The following is a 19,739-nucleotide window of genomic DNA, read 5'->3' as shown; positions in this document are numbered from 1 at the left end:
AAATCCCCCTCTTCGATTGTCTATCTAATTATAGAGGAGTTTCTTTGTTGTTTTTTATCGATACATAGCAATCATCTATTTTTTAACTCAAAATGCATTGCTCAATTTCACAGGTGATCCTTTTATTGCCGATTCTAACGCAGCCGTGGTTACTTTATGCGTCTTATAAGCATCTCCGTAGTCTGACAAAATTCTAGATGGGTCACCTGTGCGTACTGCATTGATAAATACTTCATTTTCTGTTTGATAAGGATTAACCGTGTCGATATAGTCTGCTGTAGACCCTTTCATCTTAATCTCTAAACGTTTGGGTGACCAATCTACCATTCCTTGATTTGTAAATAAGGTGATTCCCGATTTCCCAACGCTTTCTGGGAGTATACAAGTATTCGATATATTAGCTACAATCCCATTACGTAGTTTCATGGTTACCGTTCCTACATCCGCAACTGTGACAGATTCGTCTTGCGTAGAAAGAATCTGGCTACCAAATACCGCATAAACTTCTTCTACTTCCCCACAAATATAGCGAAGTAAATCGACAATATGCGTTGTCTGTTCGATAAATTGTCCCCCGGAACTAGCTTGATATCGCCACCACGGCACTTTTGGCATACTCCCCATATACTGCCCAAGGACAATACCGATATTCTGGTCATTTAGAATACTTTTTAAATGCGAAATCGAATCACTATAGCGATAATGATAGCCTACTGATGTAAGCAAAGACTTTTGTTTGATCTCCGTAAATATAGTTAAAGGTGTTTCATTGTCTTGACTCAATGGTTTCTCCACAAAAAACGGAATTCCTCGCTTAATTAATTCCAGTTCTATCTCTCCATGTGCCATTGGCGGGACACAAATATAGACAGCATCCAAGTGAATGGCGTCCAGCATACCTTCCAAATTGTTATACCCTCTCGCATGCGTAAACTTTGATGCCATTGACTCCGCTTTTTCTATACTTGTCCCATATATAGCTGTTATTTTGACACCTGCTAAACCCGATAAAATCTTTGCATGGAATATGCTGAAGTAACCTGTTCCAATAATCCCTACATTTATAGTCAATATAACTCCCCCATTAACTTGATTTTATTCCTTCTATAGTAATCACTGGTTTAGCGGAAATCGAATTAGGGATTTTCTGCGTTATGGCAAGTTTGAATTGATTGAACTGTGGCGCCACTGGCTGGCTTGTTAAATGGCCTTTTTCTCGTATGGCGCTGCTTCTAGCAATTCAATTATTTCCACTCTAACAACCAGCATTTCTAACCTTGTTTCATTTAAATGAGCAGATGCTTTATGAATAGGTAGATCAAAAATTTCCTTATCTGCTGACACATCTGCCAATGAGCTTAAACAATTTGTTTTATTTTTGATACACCTCAAAATTCACTCTCTTCTATTACTTTAACAAACTAAGTTATTTCAATAGAATGTCATTCGGTGAAGTTTTACGACTCACAATCCCTTCTTGCATTGACTAATTACAGGAGCAGTACCTACAATACTTTTCTTAACATTTCCAACTGAACTCTCAGTGATCTTCTATTGCTTTATACACTGTTCTATTCAAGCTTCGTCCCATAAACGACGTACATTATCCATACCCATTTTCGAAGCTTGTTTACACTCTTCTATTCCTTCAAATTCAACTGATATATAGCCGTTAAAACCTGACTCTTTAATAACTTTGATAACTTCTCTCATATTAATATCCCCATGACCCACAATTGAACCTCTTAAATAATTACCTGATGTTGTTTGCATCCAGCCTTCTCCAGGATAAAGATGTGCTTGTCTCAGATAAAAGTCCTTGATATGTACTACAGATGCATATGAGATGTTTTTCTTAACAGCAGATACTGGATCTTCATCTACACACATAAAGTTCCCAACATCTAATGTTGTTTTAAAGTTAGAACGATTTACATGATTTATTAACGACTGTACTCGATCACTTGCTTGAATAAAAAAGCCATGATTTTCTACACTAGTTGTAATTCCATATTTCCTAGCATAATCTGCAACTATTTGACAAGCTTTTGTTAGCTTAGGTAAGTCAGATTCGAATTGTTTGATTGTTGAGTCGGAAATAGGTAGTGACGCTACATCATGGCGCATGAATTTTATCCCAAGACGATTAGCAATATCTACTTCTTTTTTAACTCGCTCAATTTCTGTTTGAAAAGCTTCTTCACCCTCTGTGATAAAATTAGCTCCAATCGCATAATTAGAAATATCAATCCCAACAACACTAGCTTTCTCTCGAATAGCATCAACTAATGCTGGATTATCTTCAAGTTTAAAACCAAGATTCGGGACAATTTCAATATGCTCTCCCCCCTGATCAGCTACCCATTGGATCGCCTCAATAATTGACATTTCCTTACTTTTCAATATTCCATATAGACTGTAAGAACTTAAACCAACTTTCATAATAAGCATCTCCTTCTATAGTAGTATAGCGGGGCTAGTCTAGAAATTTTGGTATATGTTAGTTAAATCTTTAGTCTAAAATAATGCTTGCGATAAAATATTCTATGCCCACCACATATCAGTAGGTTGCTCTTCAATTAAGACTGACTTCAAATTCTTTACTGCGCGCGAAAATCCTTCTTCAATCGACATCAATGGATCCTCATGTTCAATGCTCACAACATAATCATACCCATATGTTCGCAGAGCACTCATCATATCTGACCACTCTTGAATACTATGCCCACATCCAACAGACCTGAATGTCCATGCTCGACTTTGTACCTCTCCATAAGACTGCATATCAGTTAATCCGTGCATGTTTACATTTTCCTGGTCAATAAAAGTATCTTTTGCATGGAAATGATGAATTGCATTTTCTTTACCCAAAATCTTAATCGCTGCTACTGGATCAATACCCTGCCACCAGAGATGACTCGGATCCAAGTTAGCACCGATAGAATTGTTTGTAGCATCTCTCAATTTCAGCATCGTGTATGGTGTATGAACTGAAAACCCACCATGTAGCTCTAAGCCAATCTTTACACCATGATCTTCGGCAAATTTACCCTGTTCTTTCCAATAAGGAATCAACTTTTCTTCCCATTGCCATTTATAAATATCGGAATATTCCGATGGCCATGGAGATATTGGCCAATTTGAATATTTCGAATCTGGATGAGACCCGGGTGTCCCAGAAAAGGTATTAACAACAGGCACATCTAATAATTTTGCCAATCTTACCGTTTTGGTAAATGTCTCATGTGCATTTCGGGCAATTTCTTTATTGGGCGAAACAGGATTATCATGACAACTAAACGCACTAATGGTTAAACCACGTGAATGCACGTGATCAATATATTCTTTTCTTTTATCTTCACTCCCAAGTAATTCATCTAAATTACAATGGGCATTACCTGGATATCCACCTGTACCAATCTCTACCCCGTGCAATCCAGCTATTTGCACATAATCTAGCATTTCTTCAAATGTTTTCCCCGCAAATAGTACTGCAAAGACTCCTAATTTCATAATTATTTTCCCTCCCAATTTTAGTCGCATAGGTAGTTAACTTTTGTGCTGAAATAACTGTAAACTAATACATTTATTTTAGAAGTATAGACTGCTTATATCCTGTTACTGTTAGGAAAAAGGCAGTCTATATTTCTCTTAAGTTCTTTAATTCGTCTAAATAGTGGCCTTATAACGGATCCAATTTATAATACTGGAATATGAATATCTACTTCCTTCCCTTTTTCAGAAGACCTGAAAATACCATCAATGATTGCTTGGTTGATTAGGATTTCTTCCCCTGGAATTGGTGCAGGTTTATCTTCTTTGATAGCAACAACAAAATCGCGTACTTTCGCATCAAAAATGTTGATGTCATGTACTTGTAGAGGAATAGCTGTTTCTGTTTGATGACTATCCACATCATGAAACATGCTAATTGATCCAATTCCTCCATCCCAAACCCCACTCCAGGGTCCACTACCTGCAGGCATTAACTTTAAACCAGCATCTTTTCCAAGAAAAATCGTAGGCCCTAATGTATCCATATGCATTGCCCAAGATATTTTAAAGTTAAGTACCATACCGCCTTCTAAACGAATCATGGCAACACCAAAATCTTCTACTTCGAACTTATCCGCTTCAGGATGATAAATCGGATTCTTCCCAAAATGATTCGATGTATATGCCGAGACTGTTAGCGGCTTTGGATGACCTAATGCATTTAGCGCTAAGTCAAGCGAGTATGTTCCTATATCACCCATAGCTCCTACACCCGCCAATGCTTTATTAATAAACGTGCCACCTGGCATCCCGCGACGGCGTCCTCCCCCTACTTCTACATAGTAGATGTCTCCAAGCTGGCCAGACTGAACAATGTTTGTTACCTTTTGCATATTTGGATCATATCGTGGTTGAAAACCAACAGAGAGCATTTTCCCTGTCTTTTTCGCTACTTGAACCATTTCAATTCCTTGATCAAGTGTGACTGCTAAAGGCTTTTCGACAAGTACATGTTTTCCGGCTTGCAATGCATCAATACTTGTCATATGATGAAAAATATTTGGGGTGCAAATACTAACACCATCTATATCTAGATCGAGCATTTGTTTATGATTTTCAAATGCTTGGGCATCCTCAATCGCTAAGTTATTAATGAATTCCTGTGCCTTTCGTGGTACAACATCTGCCACCCCTACAATCTGAACATCTGCCATTGCTTGATAAGCTTTTGCATGACTGACTGCAATTCCACCACTGCCAATAATGCCTATTTTAATTACTTTTGTCATCACTTAATCCTCCAGATTATTATACTAATTACGAAATTAGCAATTCTATATATTCAGTTTTTAAAATCTATATTTTTATGTCCAATAGAAAACCAAAACAATTTTATTGAAGTAGTCGAGCATAGTCAATGCACACTATTTATCAATTTATTTGATCAGTTTGATATCGTTCATATAAGATACATTCAATATTATTTTCAACAACCTATTCTTCGTTTAGACTCTTTTATTATCAGCTATAATAGAGTTATTCATTTCCTTAAAGCAACAGACTTTTTCATGGAGCTAAATTGATCTCCATATAGAAAAATGGTCGGAGTATCGTTATACTTGCATAACCTTTCTTCACATTTATGATTTTTCACTAATTCTCCTTAGTTCTTTAGCATTTTGTGCTGCACTTTCTACTGGGTCACCTGTAAAGTCTTCTTGTTCAATAACAAACCAGTCAACTTTATGTTCTCTACCCGCTTCTAAAAACTGGGCAATATCAAGTGTTCCTGTACCAATTTCAGTTGAAACAGGCTTACTATTAACAAGCTTTAGATCTTTAATATGTAACGAAACACAGCGATCTGCATACTTTTTTATTATTTCAACTGGACTGTTCCCAGCATGTGCAGCCCAAAAACAATCTAACTCCATTTTCACATATTGCGGATTCGTATTTTCATATAATAGTTCAAAACCTGATTTCCCATTAAATAAATCAAATTCAAATGCGTGATTATGATAGCCAAATGAAAAACCTGCTTTAGCTACTTTCTCACCCAAATTATTAAATAATTCAGCTGTCCGTTTATAATCATCCTCAGTTGTCCGCATGTTTTCTGGTAGATATGGACAAATCAGTAGACGATTATCTATACCTTCATGATAACGTAGTAAACCATCAACATCATCTTGTAATTCCTCAATTTGAATATGTGCACCTGCTGCCTTGATTCCTACTTCATCCATTTTAGCTTTTACATCTTTTGCTGTATGGTCAAAGAAACCTGCAAATTGAGCACCTTCATACCCCATATTAGCAACTTGCTCAAGTACACCAAGTAAATCTTGTTCAGCTGCATCTTTAATTGAATACAATTGTAATCCTAACTTCCCCATTACTTTCTCCTCCTTCAAATTCCACATTTACTCATTAGTTATATCCTGTTACTTATAACTTAATAGCCCTTTTCAATTCACTTGATTGATATGCTGCTAGCGACACTTCGAGTGATTTGAGTCCATCATAGCCGGTAATGGAGGGTTCCCTGCCTTCTTTCACACAGTTTACGAAATCAAGAATCAAACCATAGTCCATATCATTTCCAAAAAACACGTGCTCTAAAGACTTGCTACCACTACCAAACATTCTAAAGTGCTCTTTAAACGCGTCAACTTTTACTGTTTGTTTCGTTCCAATCACTTCAATTGTTGCGTCACCCCATGTTGGGTATTCAGTAAAGCGTGACCAACTGGCATCATGGGAAGCTATCACACCATTGTTAAATTCAAACGTAAGAATCCCTGCATCATCAATGTCAACATCATGAAAATAAGAATCGACAAACGCTCTTACCTCGGTTACTTCTTCATTTAAATACCAACGCATAATATCAAGCATATGAACAGTATGGTCGAGTACAGCCCCACCACCTGATTGCTCTTCATCAATAAACCAGCCTCCAGGATTTTGGCCACGGTTTGTTGAACGAAATGCGACAATATCACCGAGTTCCCCTTTATCTATCATCTCTTTCAATTCTCTAATTGGTGAGCTAAATCTTACTGGGTAAGCGATTTGTAAAGTAACATTATTGTCTTCGCAAACTTGAATCATTTCTGTAGCATCATCAAGATTGGTTGCAATTGGCTTTTCACACAAGATATGTTTCTTTGCCTTTGCTGCGTTCAAAACCATTTCTTTATGTCGATTGTTTTCACTGCAAATAATGACGGCATCCATTTCTTGTGCTAAGAAGTCTGCTTGATCACTGTAATGTATTGTATTATAGTTCACCGCGACTTCTTGTCCTCTTTCAACGTTATCATCATAGATACCAACTAATTCAACATTGGGTATGTTCTTTAACCCCTCTGCATAACTATATGCGTGCATATGTGCGAAACTCATCATACCTATTTTCATTTAGTTGCACCTCCATCGACAAGCAATCCAAGATGATTCATTCGATCAATAAGCGCCTGATCAACTTTGTATGCTGTAGCTAAAATGGAATCAACTGAATAGGTTAACGGCAATGCCGTCTTACTTCCAGGTCGGACTGGTCTCATTTCATCACTGTCAAATTCAATAATAGTATTAATCCCACTCCATTCAAACTCAATTCGTTCCTGATCAGTAACCGTATACTCAATATGAGCCATTGTTCCGCTACCGAAATACAACATAATAATGATATAAGCCGGGGTCACAGTTTGATCAGTCCGTTTTACATGAACATCTTGTGGCTCACCTAAAAGTGCTGATAACACATATAAATCTCCCGCAAGTAATGAAACATCTTCAACATGCTTCACAGTGCGTCTAAAGCGAAAAACACCTTTACGTTTATCTTCTTTACTAATAATCTCTTTCGCCTTTTGGTAAAATGGATAGTTTTCTAAATCAAAATAAACACTCGAATCCAGATTTTGATTGTTGGTTGTTATCAGATTTGATGGAATATAAACTTGGTGTGCATGATTCTTTACTGCTTGCAAGTTTTCAACTGTAGCTGCTAGGACGATAATCGCTTCGCCATTTTCATTTTCTCTTAATTGTTCAGCAGACTCCAAAACACTTACATTTTCTAAAGTCGTTCTAAAGTCGATCCTGTCAAATCTACTGAATATCATTTTCATCAATTTAAAGAGCCTCCTACTTTATTACTAAAGTCCCCTTATAAATAAACTTCTTTACCTATTTTTGCGGATTCATAAATTGCATTAAGCATTTTCATTACTTCGACACCATCAGCTATAGGTGCAATTGTTTCATGGCCAGATTGACAGCATTCTACAAAATGATTGATTTCATTTGCGAATGATTTTACAAAGTCAAAACCTAAATTGTCAATTTGAGGAGTAACATTCAAGATTGTATTATTCTTCTCCAAAACAAGTGCTAATGCAGGCTCAATTTCAGCCCCGCCCTTGTCTCCATATAGTTTAACCGACGTTTCATCCTCCTTAGCGTGTAGTGTAAAACTAACATCAACAAAAAGTGATGCTCCATTTTCAAAACGGATGAGTGCATTTGTTAGATCTTCTACATCATTTAATGTTGGATTATAGTCTGCTGCTTGATAAGATGATAGATTTTCAATATGACTACGATTGCCAAGCCTATGGTATGTATTTCCACTTACTGAAACGGGTCGCGGTTTCCCCATTAAATACCACATAATATCAACTACATGAACGCCCAGGTCTATCAACGGACCGCCGCCTGATTTTGTTTGATCACTAAACCAACCACCTGGATTTCCCAATCGTCTCAAGTATGATGCTTTTGCATAATATATTTCACCAAGCTCATCATTATCGATAAATGCCTTTAAAATTTTCACATTATCTGCATGTCGTCTGACAAAACCAACTTGTACAGTTTTTCCAGACTTTTTAGCTGCAGCCTCAACTGCAAATGCTTCTTCGACAGTCATACTTAATGGTTTTTCAACTAAGACGTGTTTACCAGCTTCGAGCGCAGTAATAGCAATTTCCGCATGCGTGTTGTTCCACGTACAAATACTTACAGCGTCAATTCCCTGATTATTTAATAGTTCCTGATAATTAGTGTATAACTGGCTAACACCAAATAACTTACCTTTCTCAACTAAGCGCTCTTCATGAATATCACATAATGCGACTAACTCTACTTCCTTATTTTGAGAATACGGTGTAAGATGCATCTCCGATATTGAACCTACCCCAATAACTCCAACTTTCAACATATAATCTACTCCCTTGAAAATGTAAATAAAATAAAAAAGAGAGATGATCAGCAAGGTTTTATAAACTTAGTTTATAACTAATTTTGCTGGTCATACTCCCTAATTCTTAACATACTATTTTTTCTTGTTTCAATTATATAATTAGCTATTTTCAGTTCCACATAACAGTTCAATATTTCACTTGAAATGCATTACAACTCAATCCGACGTCCTTCATCATGAGATTTCACTGCCGCTTCATTAATTAGTGTTAAATTAATGACATCTTCTTTGGTAATCGTTGGCGGTGCCCCTGTTTTAATCGCATTAACCCACTGCACCATTGGCATTGGTAATGCCGGTAATACTTCTGTTAAGTCTTGTGATTTTATATTGGCACTATTAATGTGAATTTTATCATCACTAATACGTAACGTCCCTTCCGTTCCATATAACTCCAACTGGAACGGGCTGCCATTTGACACAAAACTTGTTTCAATAATACCAAGTGCTCCCGACTCATAATCTACTAATAGTGCAGAATTATCATCTACAGTTGTACTGTTTGCTTTATGAAGACGTGCATAAACACCTGCTGCTTTTCCAGCTAAGCGATTCGTCAAATAGATTGGATGTGCGCCAAGGTCAATCATAGCTCCCCCACCAGTTTGTTTCTTATCATAGAAACGTGCAGGCAACCATCCATTTTCTTGTCCTTCTGGCGCTACGCCACCGTTATGAGCGAAACGACAACGAACCATTGTAACTTTTCCTATCCAACCTTCATTAATTGATTTCTCAGCATATAGGAAGTTATTATCAGTTAGTCTCGGTAAAGAAACCATTAGCTTGACGCCAGCTTCTTGAACGGCTGCATATATCTCTTCAGCGTCCTGAACCGTAAATGCTAAAACCTTTTCAGTGAAAATATGTTTTTTATGTTTCGCTGCAGCAATGATAACTTCTTTGTGCATATTTGTTGGTGTATTTACGATGACTGCATCAATATCTGGATTAGCTAAAACAACTTCCAAGTCTTGTTCAAATGGAACATTTAGCTCATTTGCCCAGCCTTCTCCCCGTTCGACTTCTTCATCCCAAACAACTTCAATCGACATGTTGTCGTTTTCTTTAACATTACCAGCATAGTCATCAGCGTGTACATGCCATCTACTTAATAAGGCTACTTTAATCATTTTTATCACTCACTTTTCTATATTTTATATTTAAAACATAAATACTTCATAAGCTAAATGTACTCGCTTTCAAATCTCGCCATTTTAATACAGATACTTATTAGTCGAAATAAACAGCTTTACCAGTTTTAGCAGACTCATAAATTGCTTCTAAAATTTGCGTCACAACAAAAGCTTCTTCTGGTTTAACAGTTGGTTCTGTGTCATTAATAATGCAGTCAATCCATAAACGCGCTTCAAGATCGGCATTGCTTTCTGATGCGCCGTCATAATAAGCAACACCACCTGCACCTAATTCTACATTTCTAGTATACAAGTTGCCCATGTCTTCTCCATTAATACGCAGACCATTTTTCATATCTGCCCCACCTTTTGAACCACTTAGGGAACATTTAGCTTCATCAACATCAAGTGTATTTAATGCCCAACTTGCTTCTAAGGTAATTGTTGCACCATTTTTCATTGTAATAAAGCCAAATGCAGAGTCTTCAACTTTGAATTTTTCAGGATCCCAAGGTCCCCAAGCATTTGCAGCATTTTCGTTTTTACCCAATACATGATAAACATTACCCATTACAGATTTCGGCTTATAATTATCCATCATCCATAATGTTAGATCAAGTGCATGTGTCCCAATATCAATTAGCGGACCGCCACCTTGCTTCTCCTCATCGAGGAACACTCCCCAAGTCGGCACAGCACGTCTACGAATTGCATGTGCTTTGGCAAAGTAAATGTCTCCTAGGTCACCACGTCTTGTAATTTTATGCAAGCTCTGACTATCAGGCCTAAAGCGATTGTCATAACCAATTGTGAGCTTTTTACCAGTTCGTTTAGCTACTTCAACCATTCGTCGCGCTTCTTCAGATGTTTTAGCCATTGGTTTTTCACATAAAACGTGCTTCCCTGCTTCCATTGAAGCAATTGAAATTTCTGCATGAGAGATATTTGGAGTTAAAACATGAATAACATCAATTGAATCATCTTTTAATAATTCTTGATAATTCTCATAAACCTTAGCATTTTCAGTCCCATATTGTTTAACTGCTTTTTCAGCCTTATCTAGTTCTATATCACAAAATGCAACAAGTTCAACGTTCTTTAGTTTACTTAAGCTTGGGAGGTGCTTCCCATTTGCAATTCCGCCACAACCAACTATACCCAGTTTTAATTTTTCCATCATTTTTTTCCTCCTTGGACTTCCTATTTTCCCAATCTTACGAATCAAAATTCCCAAACGCTCTACTCATCTACAATGTCAGTGTAGATGAGTAACAGCCAGCACTTGGTTTCATCAAAAATAACCCCTCATTCAGACAATCTAAATCTGGCCATATCTCGTTATTCAAAATTCGGTAACAGATTAATTCTTTGCTTTGTTATTTATTTGGAAGTTGGTCATATTCAATCCTTTCCTAAAGGAAAACTTTAACCTTTTCCATCTCTTTGAACTACAAGTTATATCAATTCACTTAACTTGCTGCCCAACGATCATAAGCTACCTGGTAGATTTCAATGTACTTGTCAATATTCATATCTTCGATTGTTTTTACATATTTATCCCAATTAGATAATGGCTCAACACCTGTGATGAATTTTGCTTCCATTTGCTGAATATACGATTGTAGGTCTATTTCAATTGTGTTAACTTGTTTCTGCTCTTCTGACGTTAAGTACACAAGTGGAAAAGGTACTTCTGCAAATGGATCGATTTTCCCATTAGTTTCAGACTCGATAAACTTATCAAATTCTGATATCTTCTTCCCTTCTACTGGACCACTTAAAGAAGGTGCGGGAATTCCGTAATCAGGTGTTAATGTCCCACGGTATTCCTCTGAGGATTCATAGCCCTCTGGCGGATCAAGATTTACTATAGCCCCTCCTTCTTCGTCAGCCCATTCCCAAAGTGCCCCCTTAGGACCCATATTTAAAAATGCATAGCCCTCTGGTGAATAGAAATAGTCAATCCATCGTATAGAAGCCTCTGGATTTTGATTCCCACTTGAGATCGAGAAAGCCCCTCTTTTGATTCCCGGACTGCGTGGTACCAATGGTTTATCCGAAAAGGGGCTAGTTAACGGTTGAAACATGGGATTAGTCATTGCATCTTCTTCCTTTTCTCCTGTTGTAAAGAATGAAAAGTAATCTGGGAATATCCCAACTCTATTAGCTTGTCCTTTTGCTTTTTTCTGTTCATCGGATTGGGAGAATGTCTCTGGGTCTAATAGTTTTTCCTCATAAAGCTTATTCATATACGTTAGATACTCTTTATATTCCGGAAGTTTCGGCGCATATCGTACTTTACCATTAATTTCTTCAATCCCCTGTTCTTTCATGCCAAAAGCACCTAGAAACCATGCACGAGTGCCATCCATTTTTACATCAAGCAATGGAATTTCATCTGCTTTTCCATTTCCATTGGGATCTTCGTTTTTGAATCGTTTTAATAGTTCATAAAACTCATCTGTAGTTTTCGGTAACTCTTTAACATTCAACGCTTTTAGCCATTTACCGTTATACCACATTGGTCCTTTATACCAGATAGATGTTGGCCCACTAGAAATCACTGGTAATGAATAAATATGTCCATCGATTGTAGTAATAGACTTTTTCACATCCGGTCTTTCTTCAAGTACTTTTTTCAGATTAGGAGCATACTCTTCTATAAGGTCTTCTAAAGGTAATAAAACCCCTTGTTCTCCATAGTCAGTTTCCATAGCTGGTGTTAAATTATTTGTTCCAGCTGCATATATAATATCTGCTATTCCTCCACTAGCAAATGCCAAATTTAATTTTGTTTTAAAGTCGCTCATTGGAGGTGTTTCATAATCAAAAGAGATATTCGTCATTTCCTCATATTCTTGTAATGTAGCCATGTCTTTCCATTCAGCTAGGCCAATACCTGGTGCAATCATAGATAACTTTATTTTTTCCTCAACAATTGGAAATCCTGTTTTATTTACTTCAACATTTGTACTTTTGGATGCATCTTTATCCTTTTCCCCTTTATCTGATGAGCAAGCTACCATAATCAATATAGTTAATATAGCTACAAAAAGTAACGTAATTGTTTTTTTCATGCTCCATTCTCCTTTTTTAACTACTATTATTTCCCAAGAATTGCTTCAATCCTTATACGCATCACCCCCTAAATATCATCTATGTTTATGCGTTCATCTTAACTAGCCTTTAAGTGATCCAATCATGACCCCTTTAACGAAGTGACGTTGCATAAATGGATACATAATGATAATAGGTAGGGTAGACACAATCATAACTCCATATTTGATAATAGAGGCTAGTTGTTGCTTACTATGAAGTACCTCAGCCATACTACTTGACATATTTATATTCTGTGATGACATTTCCTGTAATACCAGTATTTCTCTTAATACTAATTGTAGCGGATAAAGATTTCTGTCTGATAAATAGATTAAGGCGTTGAAATAGCCATTCCAATGTGCTACCCCATAGAATAGTGCCATAACCGCTATTATTGGAGCCGATAATGGTAGTATAACTTTAAAAAACATTTTAAAATTGGTGGCTCCATCAATAGTTGCCGATTCTTCCAATTCTTTTGGAATCGTAACTTCGAAAAATACACGAGCAATTATTATATTATAAACCGCAGCGGCATTAGGTAAAAGCATCGCCCAAATTGTATCAATAAGCCCTAAATTTTTAACAACTAAATAAGTTGGAATCAATCCACCACCAAAAAACATTGTCAGAACAAACATACCCATGAATAGATTTCTACCTGCAAGATCTCTACGTGATAATGCATAAGCAGCTGGAATTGTAATGGCTAAGTTTATAAATGTACCGAGTACGGTATAAAAAATAGTATTAAGATATCCCCTCCAAATATCACTATTTTCAAAAATTAACTTGTATCCGTCAAATGTTATCCCTTTAGGAAGTAGCCACATCGTTCCTGAGTTTACAGCTGCGGGATCACTTATTGATGCACTAACAATATAAAGCAAGGGATACAACACTACTACCGCTGCCAGTGTAAGAAAAATATAGTTAAAAACATTGAACAATTTGTCTTTATTTGTTTCTTTTATTACTGCCCCCATATTCTTACCTCCTCACCATAGACTTGTTTCACTCGTTTTTTTCGCAATTTGGTTTACACTAATGAGTAAAATAGCATTAATAACTGCATTGAACAATCCAACTGCAGAAGCAAAACTATATTGGCCATCTAATAATCCAGCTTGATAAACAAATGTAGCGATAACGTTCGAGGATTCGAGGTTAAGCGGATTTTGTAATAATAAAATTTTCTCGAAGCCAATTGCTAACATATTCCCGACGTTCAATATTAATAGAATAACCATTGTTGGGAATATCCCCGGAATGTTTATATACCATATTCGTTGTAAACGTGAAGCTCCATCTACAATGGCCGCCTCATGTTGCTGTGTATCAACACCGGCTAAAGCAGCCAAGTAAATAATTGTTCCCCAACCTGCATTTTGCCATACTCCCGAAAATACATAGACCGTCTTAAACCATTTTGGATCCGTCATAAAAGAAATAGGTTCAAAACCAAGTAATTGAATAGCATGATTTATTATGCCTGTTGTTGGGGCAAGGAATGCAATGACCATCCCTGTCATTACGACTATTGATATAAAGTGTGGTGCATATGTAACCGTTTGCACAGTTCTTTTATATAAACCATCTTTTGCTTCGTTTATTGCTAGTGCCAAAATAATTGGTAACGGGAAACCTACAATCAACTCATAAACGCTAATTCCTAATGTATTCTTAATTAAATCCCAAAAATAATATGACTCGAAAAATCGGATAAAATGTTCGAAACCTACCCATTCACTACCCCATATACCCAATGATGGAATAAAGTCTTTAAATGCGATTTGCACCCCATACATTGGAATATAGTGAAATATCAAAAAGTATAAAAATGCTGGCAATATAAATATGTATAATTGCCAATTCTGTAGGATTTTACTTGATCCAAGCTTTTTTTTTGATTTTGCTTCCTTTTGTTGGGTAGCTGTACTCATGCTCATTCAAATATCCTCCTTTATCCATTAATGTGAAACTACCATCATCTTAGCTCGTTATGTAATTTGTAAGCAATATGTTGATTTTATTAATTCTTGTTTCCGCGATGAGTAGTAACGCAATTCAGACTTGCGAGACATGGGATTGATAATGAAATGGATATGTCGATTTTATATTCATATGTCGATTTAATACATAAGGATTTAGGTCATGTTTAGAGTGAAACTGAAGCACATACTGCCAATCCGTTCTTAAACCTACATTTAAATTAACGAAAAAAAAAAGCCCTCACACAATACGAAGGACTTTAGAGTTATTTGATTACTTTCTATTCAATTTACGATATTCACCAGGTGGGATTCCTTCCCTCTCCCTGAATTTCCGTGTGAAATTTGATACATCCTTGTAGCCAACATCGAGAACAATTTTCTTAATTGGCCAATCCGTGTCCTTTAATTTTCTCTTTACATCTTCCATGCGCAGTTTCAATACATACTCCGTAAAAGTGCTACCAGTTTGATCTTTAATAAATCGGCTAAGATAAGGTAAGGTAAGATGAAAATTTATTGCTATGCTTTCCAGACTTAAATCGAACATTTTATATTTCACTTTAATGTATTCAAGAACATCATTTCGCAATTCCTCATTATTTGACCTCTTCTTACTCTCAACCTTTTTACATATTTTTATGGCTACTTCGCAAAGCTGTTCTTCTAATTGTTTTATAGAATTAAAATCTACAATGCTATTGAAGTCGTCTATATACTTCGTTAATTCCATTTCAGAAGCCGTTTTCATTACCGTATTGATAATATCAAAACAGATACATTTTAAAACTTGTATGGACAATTCCTCTTTCGCAAGTCTTGTAAACATGTCGCGCAGTGTTTCTGTTGCAACTATATGATCCCCTTGCTTCAGACTTTGGGCAAGCTTTATTTGGTCTTCTACTGGATAACCCAACCCCCGTTCTGACTGGGAACTTATTTCCTCAAAATAAATGATACTCCCCTGTGGTACTGCAAACTTATATTCTATTGCCGCAAGTGCTTCAATATAAGATCGATTAATATAGCTTTTTTCCTCATACATTTTCCCTACTGCAACAGTAGGGTTAATTACAGTAGTTTCCTGTATATACTGTTGGATTTGTGAGACAAGTATTCGGCGTTGATTGACAGCTTTATTTGGATCTTGGTTCATACTTATAATTAATGCCAATGCATCATTATAAATCAAATCAACTCCATGTACTGCGGCATCCTGTATTGTTAGTTTCGATAATAGCTGTAGAAAATTCTCTTTTTCTTTCATTTTATCGAAATATACAATTGTAACAAAATAACAATCATCCCTCATTACAACATTTAGCGCATGCATTAATGAATCTATTTCTTTGTTATCCCTTAAATCACCTTTCAGTAAATTAATAAGTAGTTGCTCTTTTGCAAATGGTTTTTGTAAAAAGATTGTTTCATTCAAACTCTGATGCGTTAGGAATGCCTTTGCAATTGTATTTCCGATGTTCTCGAATTCATTTAACTCCATAATTTCCACATTTTGTTTGTCGTTTTTTTGTGTTAGTTCAAATAACTTTCGAATTGGTTTATATTGTTTACTCCCAAATAAAACAGCTATTATAATACCAACAAAAAGGAGGAAAATCAAAATTGTGATGATAAATGTTCGCATATGGAAAACCCGTTCAAGAAACTGATCTGTATCCATCAGTGTTATAAATGTCCATCCACTAATTTCTGATTTGACAGAAACGAGAGAGTACTCTTTTCCATTTATCTCTACATTCCTTATCTCTTGATCATTAATAGTTGTTAAATTTAAATTCCCCTCACTAATCTCCTGTACATTAATACTAGATGCAACCTTCTGATTATTCTCGTCAAAAATATACGTATTTCCTTGAAAGTTACCTAATATGTTTTGAGTGAGATCTGTCAGGACCTTTTCTTTGATAAAATACATAACGGTTCCGTAAGGGTAAAGACTATTTGGAACTATTGGGTATAGGAAAGCAATTATACGATCTTGCGTACCATTATTCAGCGTTACGTTCCCAACAGTCTTTAACATTGGCTTTGTAATATATAAATCATTTATCAAGCTCTCTTGTTCTTCTTTATCGAATTTATACATTCTCTGTGTAAATGTATCCAGCGAAAAGGAGCCACTTAAGGTATATATATGGTCATTTTCATAGTAATAAACAAACAAATCTTCAATAATTGAACTGTTTGACTTATATTTTTTCAACTCTTCAATTGCCTCTCCACTGTAATAATTATGTTTCATCATGTACGGTGTCAAGCGGGGATCATAGGCTATATTTGTCGCAATTTTTTCTAGCTCCTTTATCCGTTCGTTTGTAATGTTTTCTACTTGTTTCAATTTATTAATATTAGATTGTTCGATTTCCTCTCGTAAATTGTAAACCGAACTATAATAAATAAATGCACTCATTAACATGAAAGGAATGAGGAAAACTAATAAATACGACACAATGTACTTAAATAATAATCGGGATTTTGTCCTCTTAAGCCAATGCATATATTCAACTTCCTTTCTGTACAAAAAAGTTGTAAATATTCTAGGTTGCTTTCTTTCCTTCTATTTGTTTGAATGCTTGAGAGGCGAACCACATAAGCGAATACGCAATAAGTGAAGACCCTACAAATATCAAGAGAATCGGTAGAAAGTTAAATAAATAATAGAGAAGTATCAAACTAATAACCATTGCGATTGTTTCAAATGGTCTAGCCAATGCAATATAAAACGATTGCTTAAAGTTCTGAGAATACTTAAGCTTATATCGTACAAATACAGGGAAAAAGTATAGTAAAGTAATTAAATACAAGAAACCAATAATCAATAAAATAATATGTAAATAAAAAGATTGGACTAGCTGCTTTGAAATTTTCATATCAATATATAAAAATATACCAATAGCTACTAAAAATGTCCCTAACGCATTGGATTTTAGAAAGTGGGTTTTATACGATGCGAGGAAGGTCTGAAATACTGGAATATCGTTATCATCTTCCATCCATTTACGAATTACCGTAAACATTGCTGTCGTCGCCGGCATAACACCAAACACCACAAGACCCATTAATGAGAATATAACCCATAAGAGGTGGAGATACATCATTTTACTAAGCCATTTTCCTATTTCAAAAATCGCTTTAAAGATACCATTTAAAGATTTCATACGATTAGTTCCTCCTTTAAATCATCTTCAACCCAACTATAGATAGAACCGATTTCAGCCAAAAGTTTCATTACTAGATCCAGGGTTCATATTATTCGCTTTATTAAATCTATACGGAAGAATATTAATATAGAAAATCTTAATAAATCAAATAAAAGTAAATCACTACTTAGTCCTTCATCCTTTTAATACACTCCATGTCCACCGTCAATTAAACACCACGTTCGGTTACATCAATTACTACTTAAAGTGGCTTTCTAAGAACGTCATAATATCAATATAGCTATTGGTCCTGAACCGATATGTAACTTTAATAGGAGTGACATTTCATTCGCAAATTTGCGAGCAATTTTTTACGGTTTATTCCCGTTGTCTCCATTTACACTTTTACTCATCAGCACCTTTAATTTGAAGATATGATCCGAATACTTTCTCACTGCTCGATTAATCCATTCTAATTTGATAATTCATCAACCTGCAAGAAATTACTGAAACAATAAAAAAGCCGATATATTCTGTATACCTCATTCACCTCTAGCAATTAAATCTGAAATTCGTTCGGTGCCACATCTTCCTACTTCAACAATCATTGTCACTCCCTGCTTAACTCTGATTTCATTGATATCATCGCCATAAGCATTGAATGATGGGAACGCATGGACATGTAAATCAATCCAACCACTTGATATATATATCTGAACAATTAATAATATACTGCCCTTGTCCATTTCCAACTGTCGTTATTTCGATTACTTTAACATTATTTAATATACGAATTCGTAAATACATACCTTCCGTTTTCATTAAACTATTTCCCTGATTCTATATGTAAGTTATTGCAAGAGAAGTCTTATTACTATAGAAAAGGAGGCCAATATTCTGGCCCCCAAAGTTATTTCAATACTAAAAACGATTGTTCCAACTTTGTTTTGAATTTCGCTAAAAAACAAAAAGATCATTCTTATTATATAAATACACATGAATTGTAGTCGGCCAAGCCTAGTCATCATTGTTTGTGATAAACGATAAAGAATGCTAAACACGTAAATCTGATGAACCGGTAAGTTTGTTCCATCTAACATCGCTACTATACCTTGTTTCTGTTGAATAGCGTATATTGTACACATTTCATTAACTGTCTTTTACCAGATATCAAAATAAAAACCAGTTTTCACCAAATCGAACTCCTGAACCCAAAAAAATACATTCCTAGTATTAAGAATATACTGAAAAATACTTTAATGTCAAGTATTTTTGGAAGACTCTCTTATTATTAAATCCACATCATATTGAACTATCCGGTCATAATGTGCCTTTCCAATGATTTGATAGCTTAATTGGTCTGCTAGTGTTCTACCTATTTCTTTTTTCGGGATATTAATTATTGTTAAAGTCTTAGTAGCCATACTAGCTAGTTCTATATTACAATTCCTATTGCTGAAATAGCTAAAGGTGTTTTTCCGAGACTAAGTAATTGACCACGTTGCACGTGTAGCAATAAATCATTAGAAGCAGCCACCTATTATTCACTTTTCCCCTTCATCCGTAAGAGTATTAACATTTT

The 19,739-nt window shown here is 35.6% G+C and carries 17 protein-coding genes; all 17 read right to left on the bottom strand.

Annotated elements, in window-relative coordinates; genetic code table 11:
* Positions 1–87: 87 nt before the first annotated feature.
* Complete coding sequence (locus tag ACP8HG_RS04810; RefSeq protein WP_338652524.1) at positions 88–1,071, bottom strand: Gfo/Idh/MocA family protein; 984 nt, start codon at positions 1,069–1,071, stop codon at positions 88–90.
* A 129-nt stretch (positions 1,072–1,200) separates the two neighbouring features.
* Complete coding sequence (locus ACP8HG_RS04805; protein WP_187047605.1) at positions 1,201–1,392, bottom strand: hypothetical protein; 192 nt, start codon at positions 1,390–1,392, stop codon at positions 1,201–1,203.
* A 183-nt stretch (positions 1,393–1,575) separates the two neighbouring features.
* On the bottom strand, positions 1,576–2,442 hold the full coding sequence (locus ACP8HG_RS04800; RefSeq protein WP_187047604.1) for a sugar phosphate isomerase/epimerase family protein: 867 nt from the start codon (positions 2,440–2,442) through the stop codon (positions 1,576–1,578).
* 102 nt (positions 2,443–2,544) lie between these two features.
* A complete protein-coding gene (locus ACP8HG_RS04795) occupies positions 2,545–3,513 on the bottom strand; it encodes a sugar phosphate isomerase/epimerase family protein (protein ID WP_338652526.1) in 969 nt (322 codons plus the stop codon).
* A gap of 185 nt (positions 3,514–3,698) precedes the next feature.
* Positions 3,699–4,784: a Gfo/Idh/MocA family protein gene (locus tag ACP8HG_RS04790; protein WP_438298275.1), complete on the bottom strand. Its 1,086-nt coding sequence runs from the start codon at positions 4,782–4,784 to the stop codon at positions 3,699–3,701.
* A 351-nt stretch (positions 4,785–5,135) separates the two neighbouring features.
* Positions 5,136–5,894: a sugar phosphate isomerase/epimerase family protein gene (locus tag ACP8HG_RS04785; protein ID WP_187047601.1), complete on the bottom strand. Its 759-nt coding sequence runs from the start codon at positions 5,892–5,894 to the stop codon at positions 5,136–5,138.
* 52 nt (positions 5,895–5,946) lie between these two features.
* A complete protein-coding gene (locus ACP8HG_RS04780) occupies positions 5,947–6,921 on the bottom strand; it encodes a Gfo/Idh/MocA family protein (RefSeq protein ID WP_187047600.1) in 975 nt (324 codons plus the stop codon).
* Positions 6,918–7,640, bottom strand: coding sequence for a hypothetical protein (locus ACP8HG_RS04775; RefSeq protein WP_187047599.1), 723 nt, complete (start codon positions 7,638–7,640; stop codon positions 6,918–6,920). The genes ACP8HG_RS04780 and ACP8HG_RS04775 overlap by 4 nt, the downstream gene beginning before the upstream one ends.
* A 35-nt stretch (positions 7,641–7,675) precedes the next feature.
* The gene (locus ACP8HG_RS04770) at positions 7,676–8,728 is read right to left on the bottom strand and encodes a Gfo/Idh/MocA family protein (protein WP_187047598.1); all 1,053 of its coding nucleotides are present in this window, start codon (positions 8,726–8,728) and stop codon (positions 7,676–7,678) included.
* A gap of 191 nt (positions 8,729–8,919) precedes the next feature.
* A complete protein-coding gene (locus ACP8HG_RS04765) occupies positions 8,920–9,903 on the bottom strand; it encodes a Gfo/Idh/MocA family protein (protein ID WP_187047597.1) in 984 nt (327 codons plus the stop codon).
* A 100-nt stretch (positions 9,904–10,003) separates the two neighbouring features.
* Entirely contained in the window at positions 10,004–11,086 is a 1,083-nt protein-coding gene (locus ACP8HG_RS04760; protein ID WP_438298274.1) for a Gfo/Idh/MocA family protein, read from the bottom strand.
* 289 nt (positions 11,087–11,375) lie between these two features.
* Positions 11,376–12,983, bottom strand: a complete 1,608-nt coding sequence (locus ACP8HG_RS04755) for an extracellular solute-binding protein (RefSeq protein ID WP_438298273.1) — start codon at positions 12,981–12,983, stop codon at positions 11,376–11,378.
* A gap of 102 nt (positions 12,984–13,085) precedes the next feature.
* Positions 13,086–13,991, bottom strand: a complete 906-nt coding sequence (locus ACP8HG_RS04750) for a carbohydrate ABC transporter permease (RefSeq protein ID WP_187047594.1) — start codon at positions 13,989–13,991, stop codon at positions 13,086–13,088.
* 12 nt (positions 13,992–14,003) lie between these two features.
* A complete protein-coding gene (locus ACP8HG_RS04745) occupies positions 14,004–14,948 on the bottom strand; it encodes an ABC transporter permease (protein ID WP_255428686.1) in 945 nt (314 codons plus the stop codon).
* A gap of 322 nt (positions 14,949–15,270) precedes the next feature.
* On the bottom strand, positions 15,271–17,466 hold the full coding sequence (locus tag ACP8HG_RS04740) for a helix-turn-helix domain-containing protein (RefSeq protein WP_438298272.1): 2,196 nt from the start codon (positions 17,464–17,466) through the stop codon (positions 15,271–15,273).
* Positions 17,467–17,554: 88 nt separating this feature from the next.
* Complete coding sequence (locus tag ACP8HG_RS04735) at positions 17,555–18,175, bottom strand: YesL family protein (protein WP_187047591.1); 621 nt, start codon at positions 18,173–18,175, stop codon at positions 17,555–17,557.
* A 524-nt stretch (positions 18,176–18,699) separates the two neighbouring features.
* The gene (locus ACP8HG_RS04730; RefSeq protein ID WP_187047590.1) at positions 18,700–18,903 is read right to left on the bottom strand and encodes a hypothetical protein; all 204 of its coding nucleotides are present in this window, start codon (positions 18,901–18,903) and stop codon (positions 18,700–18,702) included.
* Positions 18,904–19,739: the final 836 nt, after the last annotated feature.

This window comes from Sporosarcina sp. FA15 (assembly GCF_051550195.1).
GTDB lineage: Bacteria > Bacillota > Bacilli > Bacillales_A > Planococcaceae > Sporosarcina > Sporosarcina psychrophila.
This window is presented reverse-complemented; position numbering and strand designations above follow the sequence as displayed.

Coding starts and splice junctions, on each gene's coding strand:
- ACP8HG_RS04780 (WP_187047600.1), bottom strand. CDS start 6,921: ATGAAAATAGGTATGATGAGTTTCGCACATATGCACGCATATAGTTAT.
- ACP8HG_RS04785 (WP_187047601.1), bottom strand. CDS start 5,894: ATGGGGAAGTTAGGATTACAATTGTATTCAATTAAAGATGCAGCTGAA.
- ACP8HG_RS04730 (WP_187047590.1), bottom strand. CDS start 18,903: ATGGACAAGGGCAGTATATTATTAATTGTTCAGATATATATATCAAGT.
- ACP8HG_RS04755 (WP_438298273.1), bottom strand. CDS start 12,983: ATGAAAAAAACAATTACGTTACTTTTTGTAGCTATATTAACTATATTG.
- ACP8HG_RS04790 (WP_438298275.1), bottom strand. CDS start 4,784: ATGACAAAAGTAATTAAAATAGGCATTATTGGCAGTGGTGGAATTGCA.
- ACP8HG_RS04760 (WP_438298274.1), bottom strand. CDS start 11,086: ATGATGGAAAAATTAAAACTGGGTATAGTTGGTTGTGGCGGAATTGCA.
- ACP8HG_RS04745 (WP_255428686.1), bottom strand. CDS start 14,948: ATGAGTACAGCTACCCAACAAAAGGAAGCAAAATCAAAAAAAAAGCTT.
- ACP8HG_RS04735 (WP_187047591.1), bottom strand. CDS start 18,175: ATGAAATCTTTAAATGGTATCTTTAAAGCGATTTTTGAAATAGGAAAA.
- ACP8HG_RS04795 (WP_338652526.1), bottom strand. CDS start 3,513: ATGAAATTAGGAGTCTTTGCAGTACTATTTGCGGGGAAAACATTTGAA.
- ACP8HG_RS04770 (WP_187047598.1), bottom strand. CDS start 8,728: ATGTTGAAAGTTGGAGTTATTGGGGTAGGTTCAATATCGGAGATGCAT.
- ACP8HG_RS04750 (WP_187047594.1), bottom strand. CDS start 13,991: ATGGGGGCAGTAATAAAAGAAACAAATAAAGACAAATTGTTCAATGTT.
- ACP8HG_RS04800 (WP_187047604.1), bottom strand. CDS start 2,442: ATGAAAGTTGGTTTAAGTTCTTACAGTCTATATGGAATATTGAAAAGT.
- ACP8HG_RS04765 (WP_187047597.1), bottom strand. CDS start 9,903: ATGATTAAAGTAGCCTTATTAAGTAGATGGCATGTACACGCTGATGAC.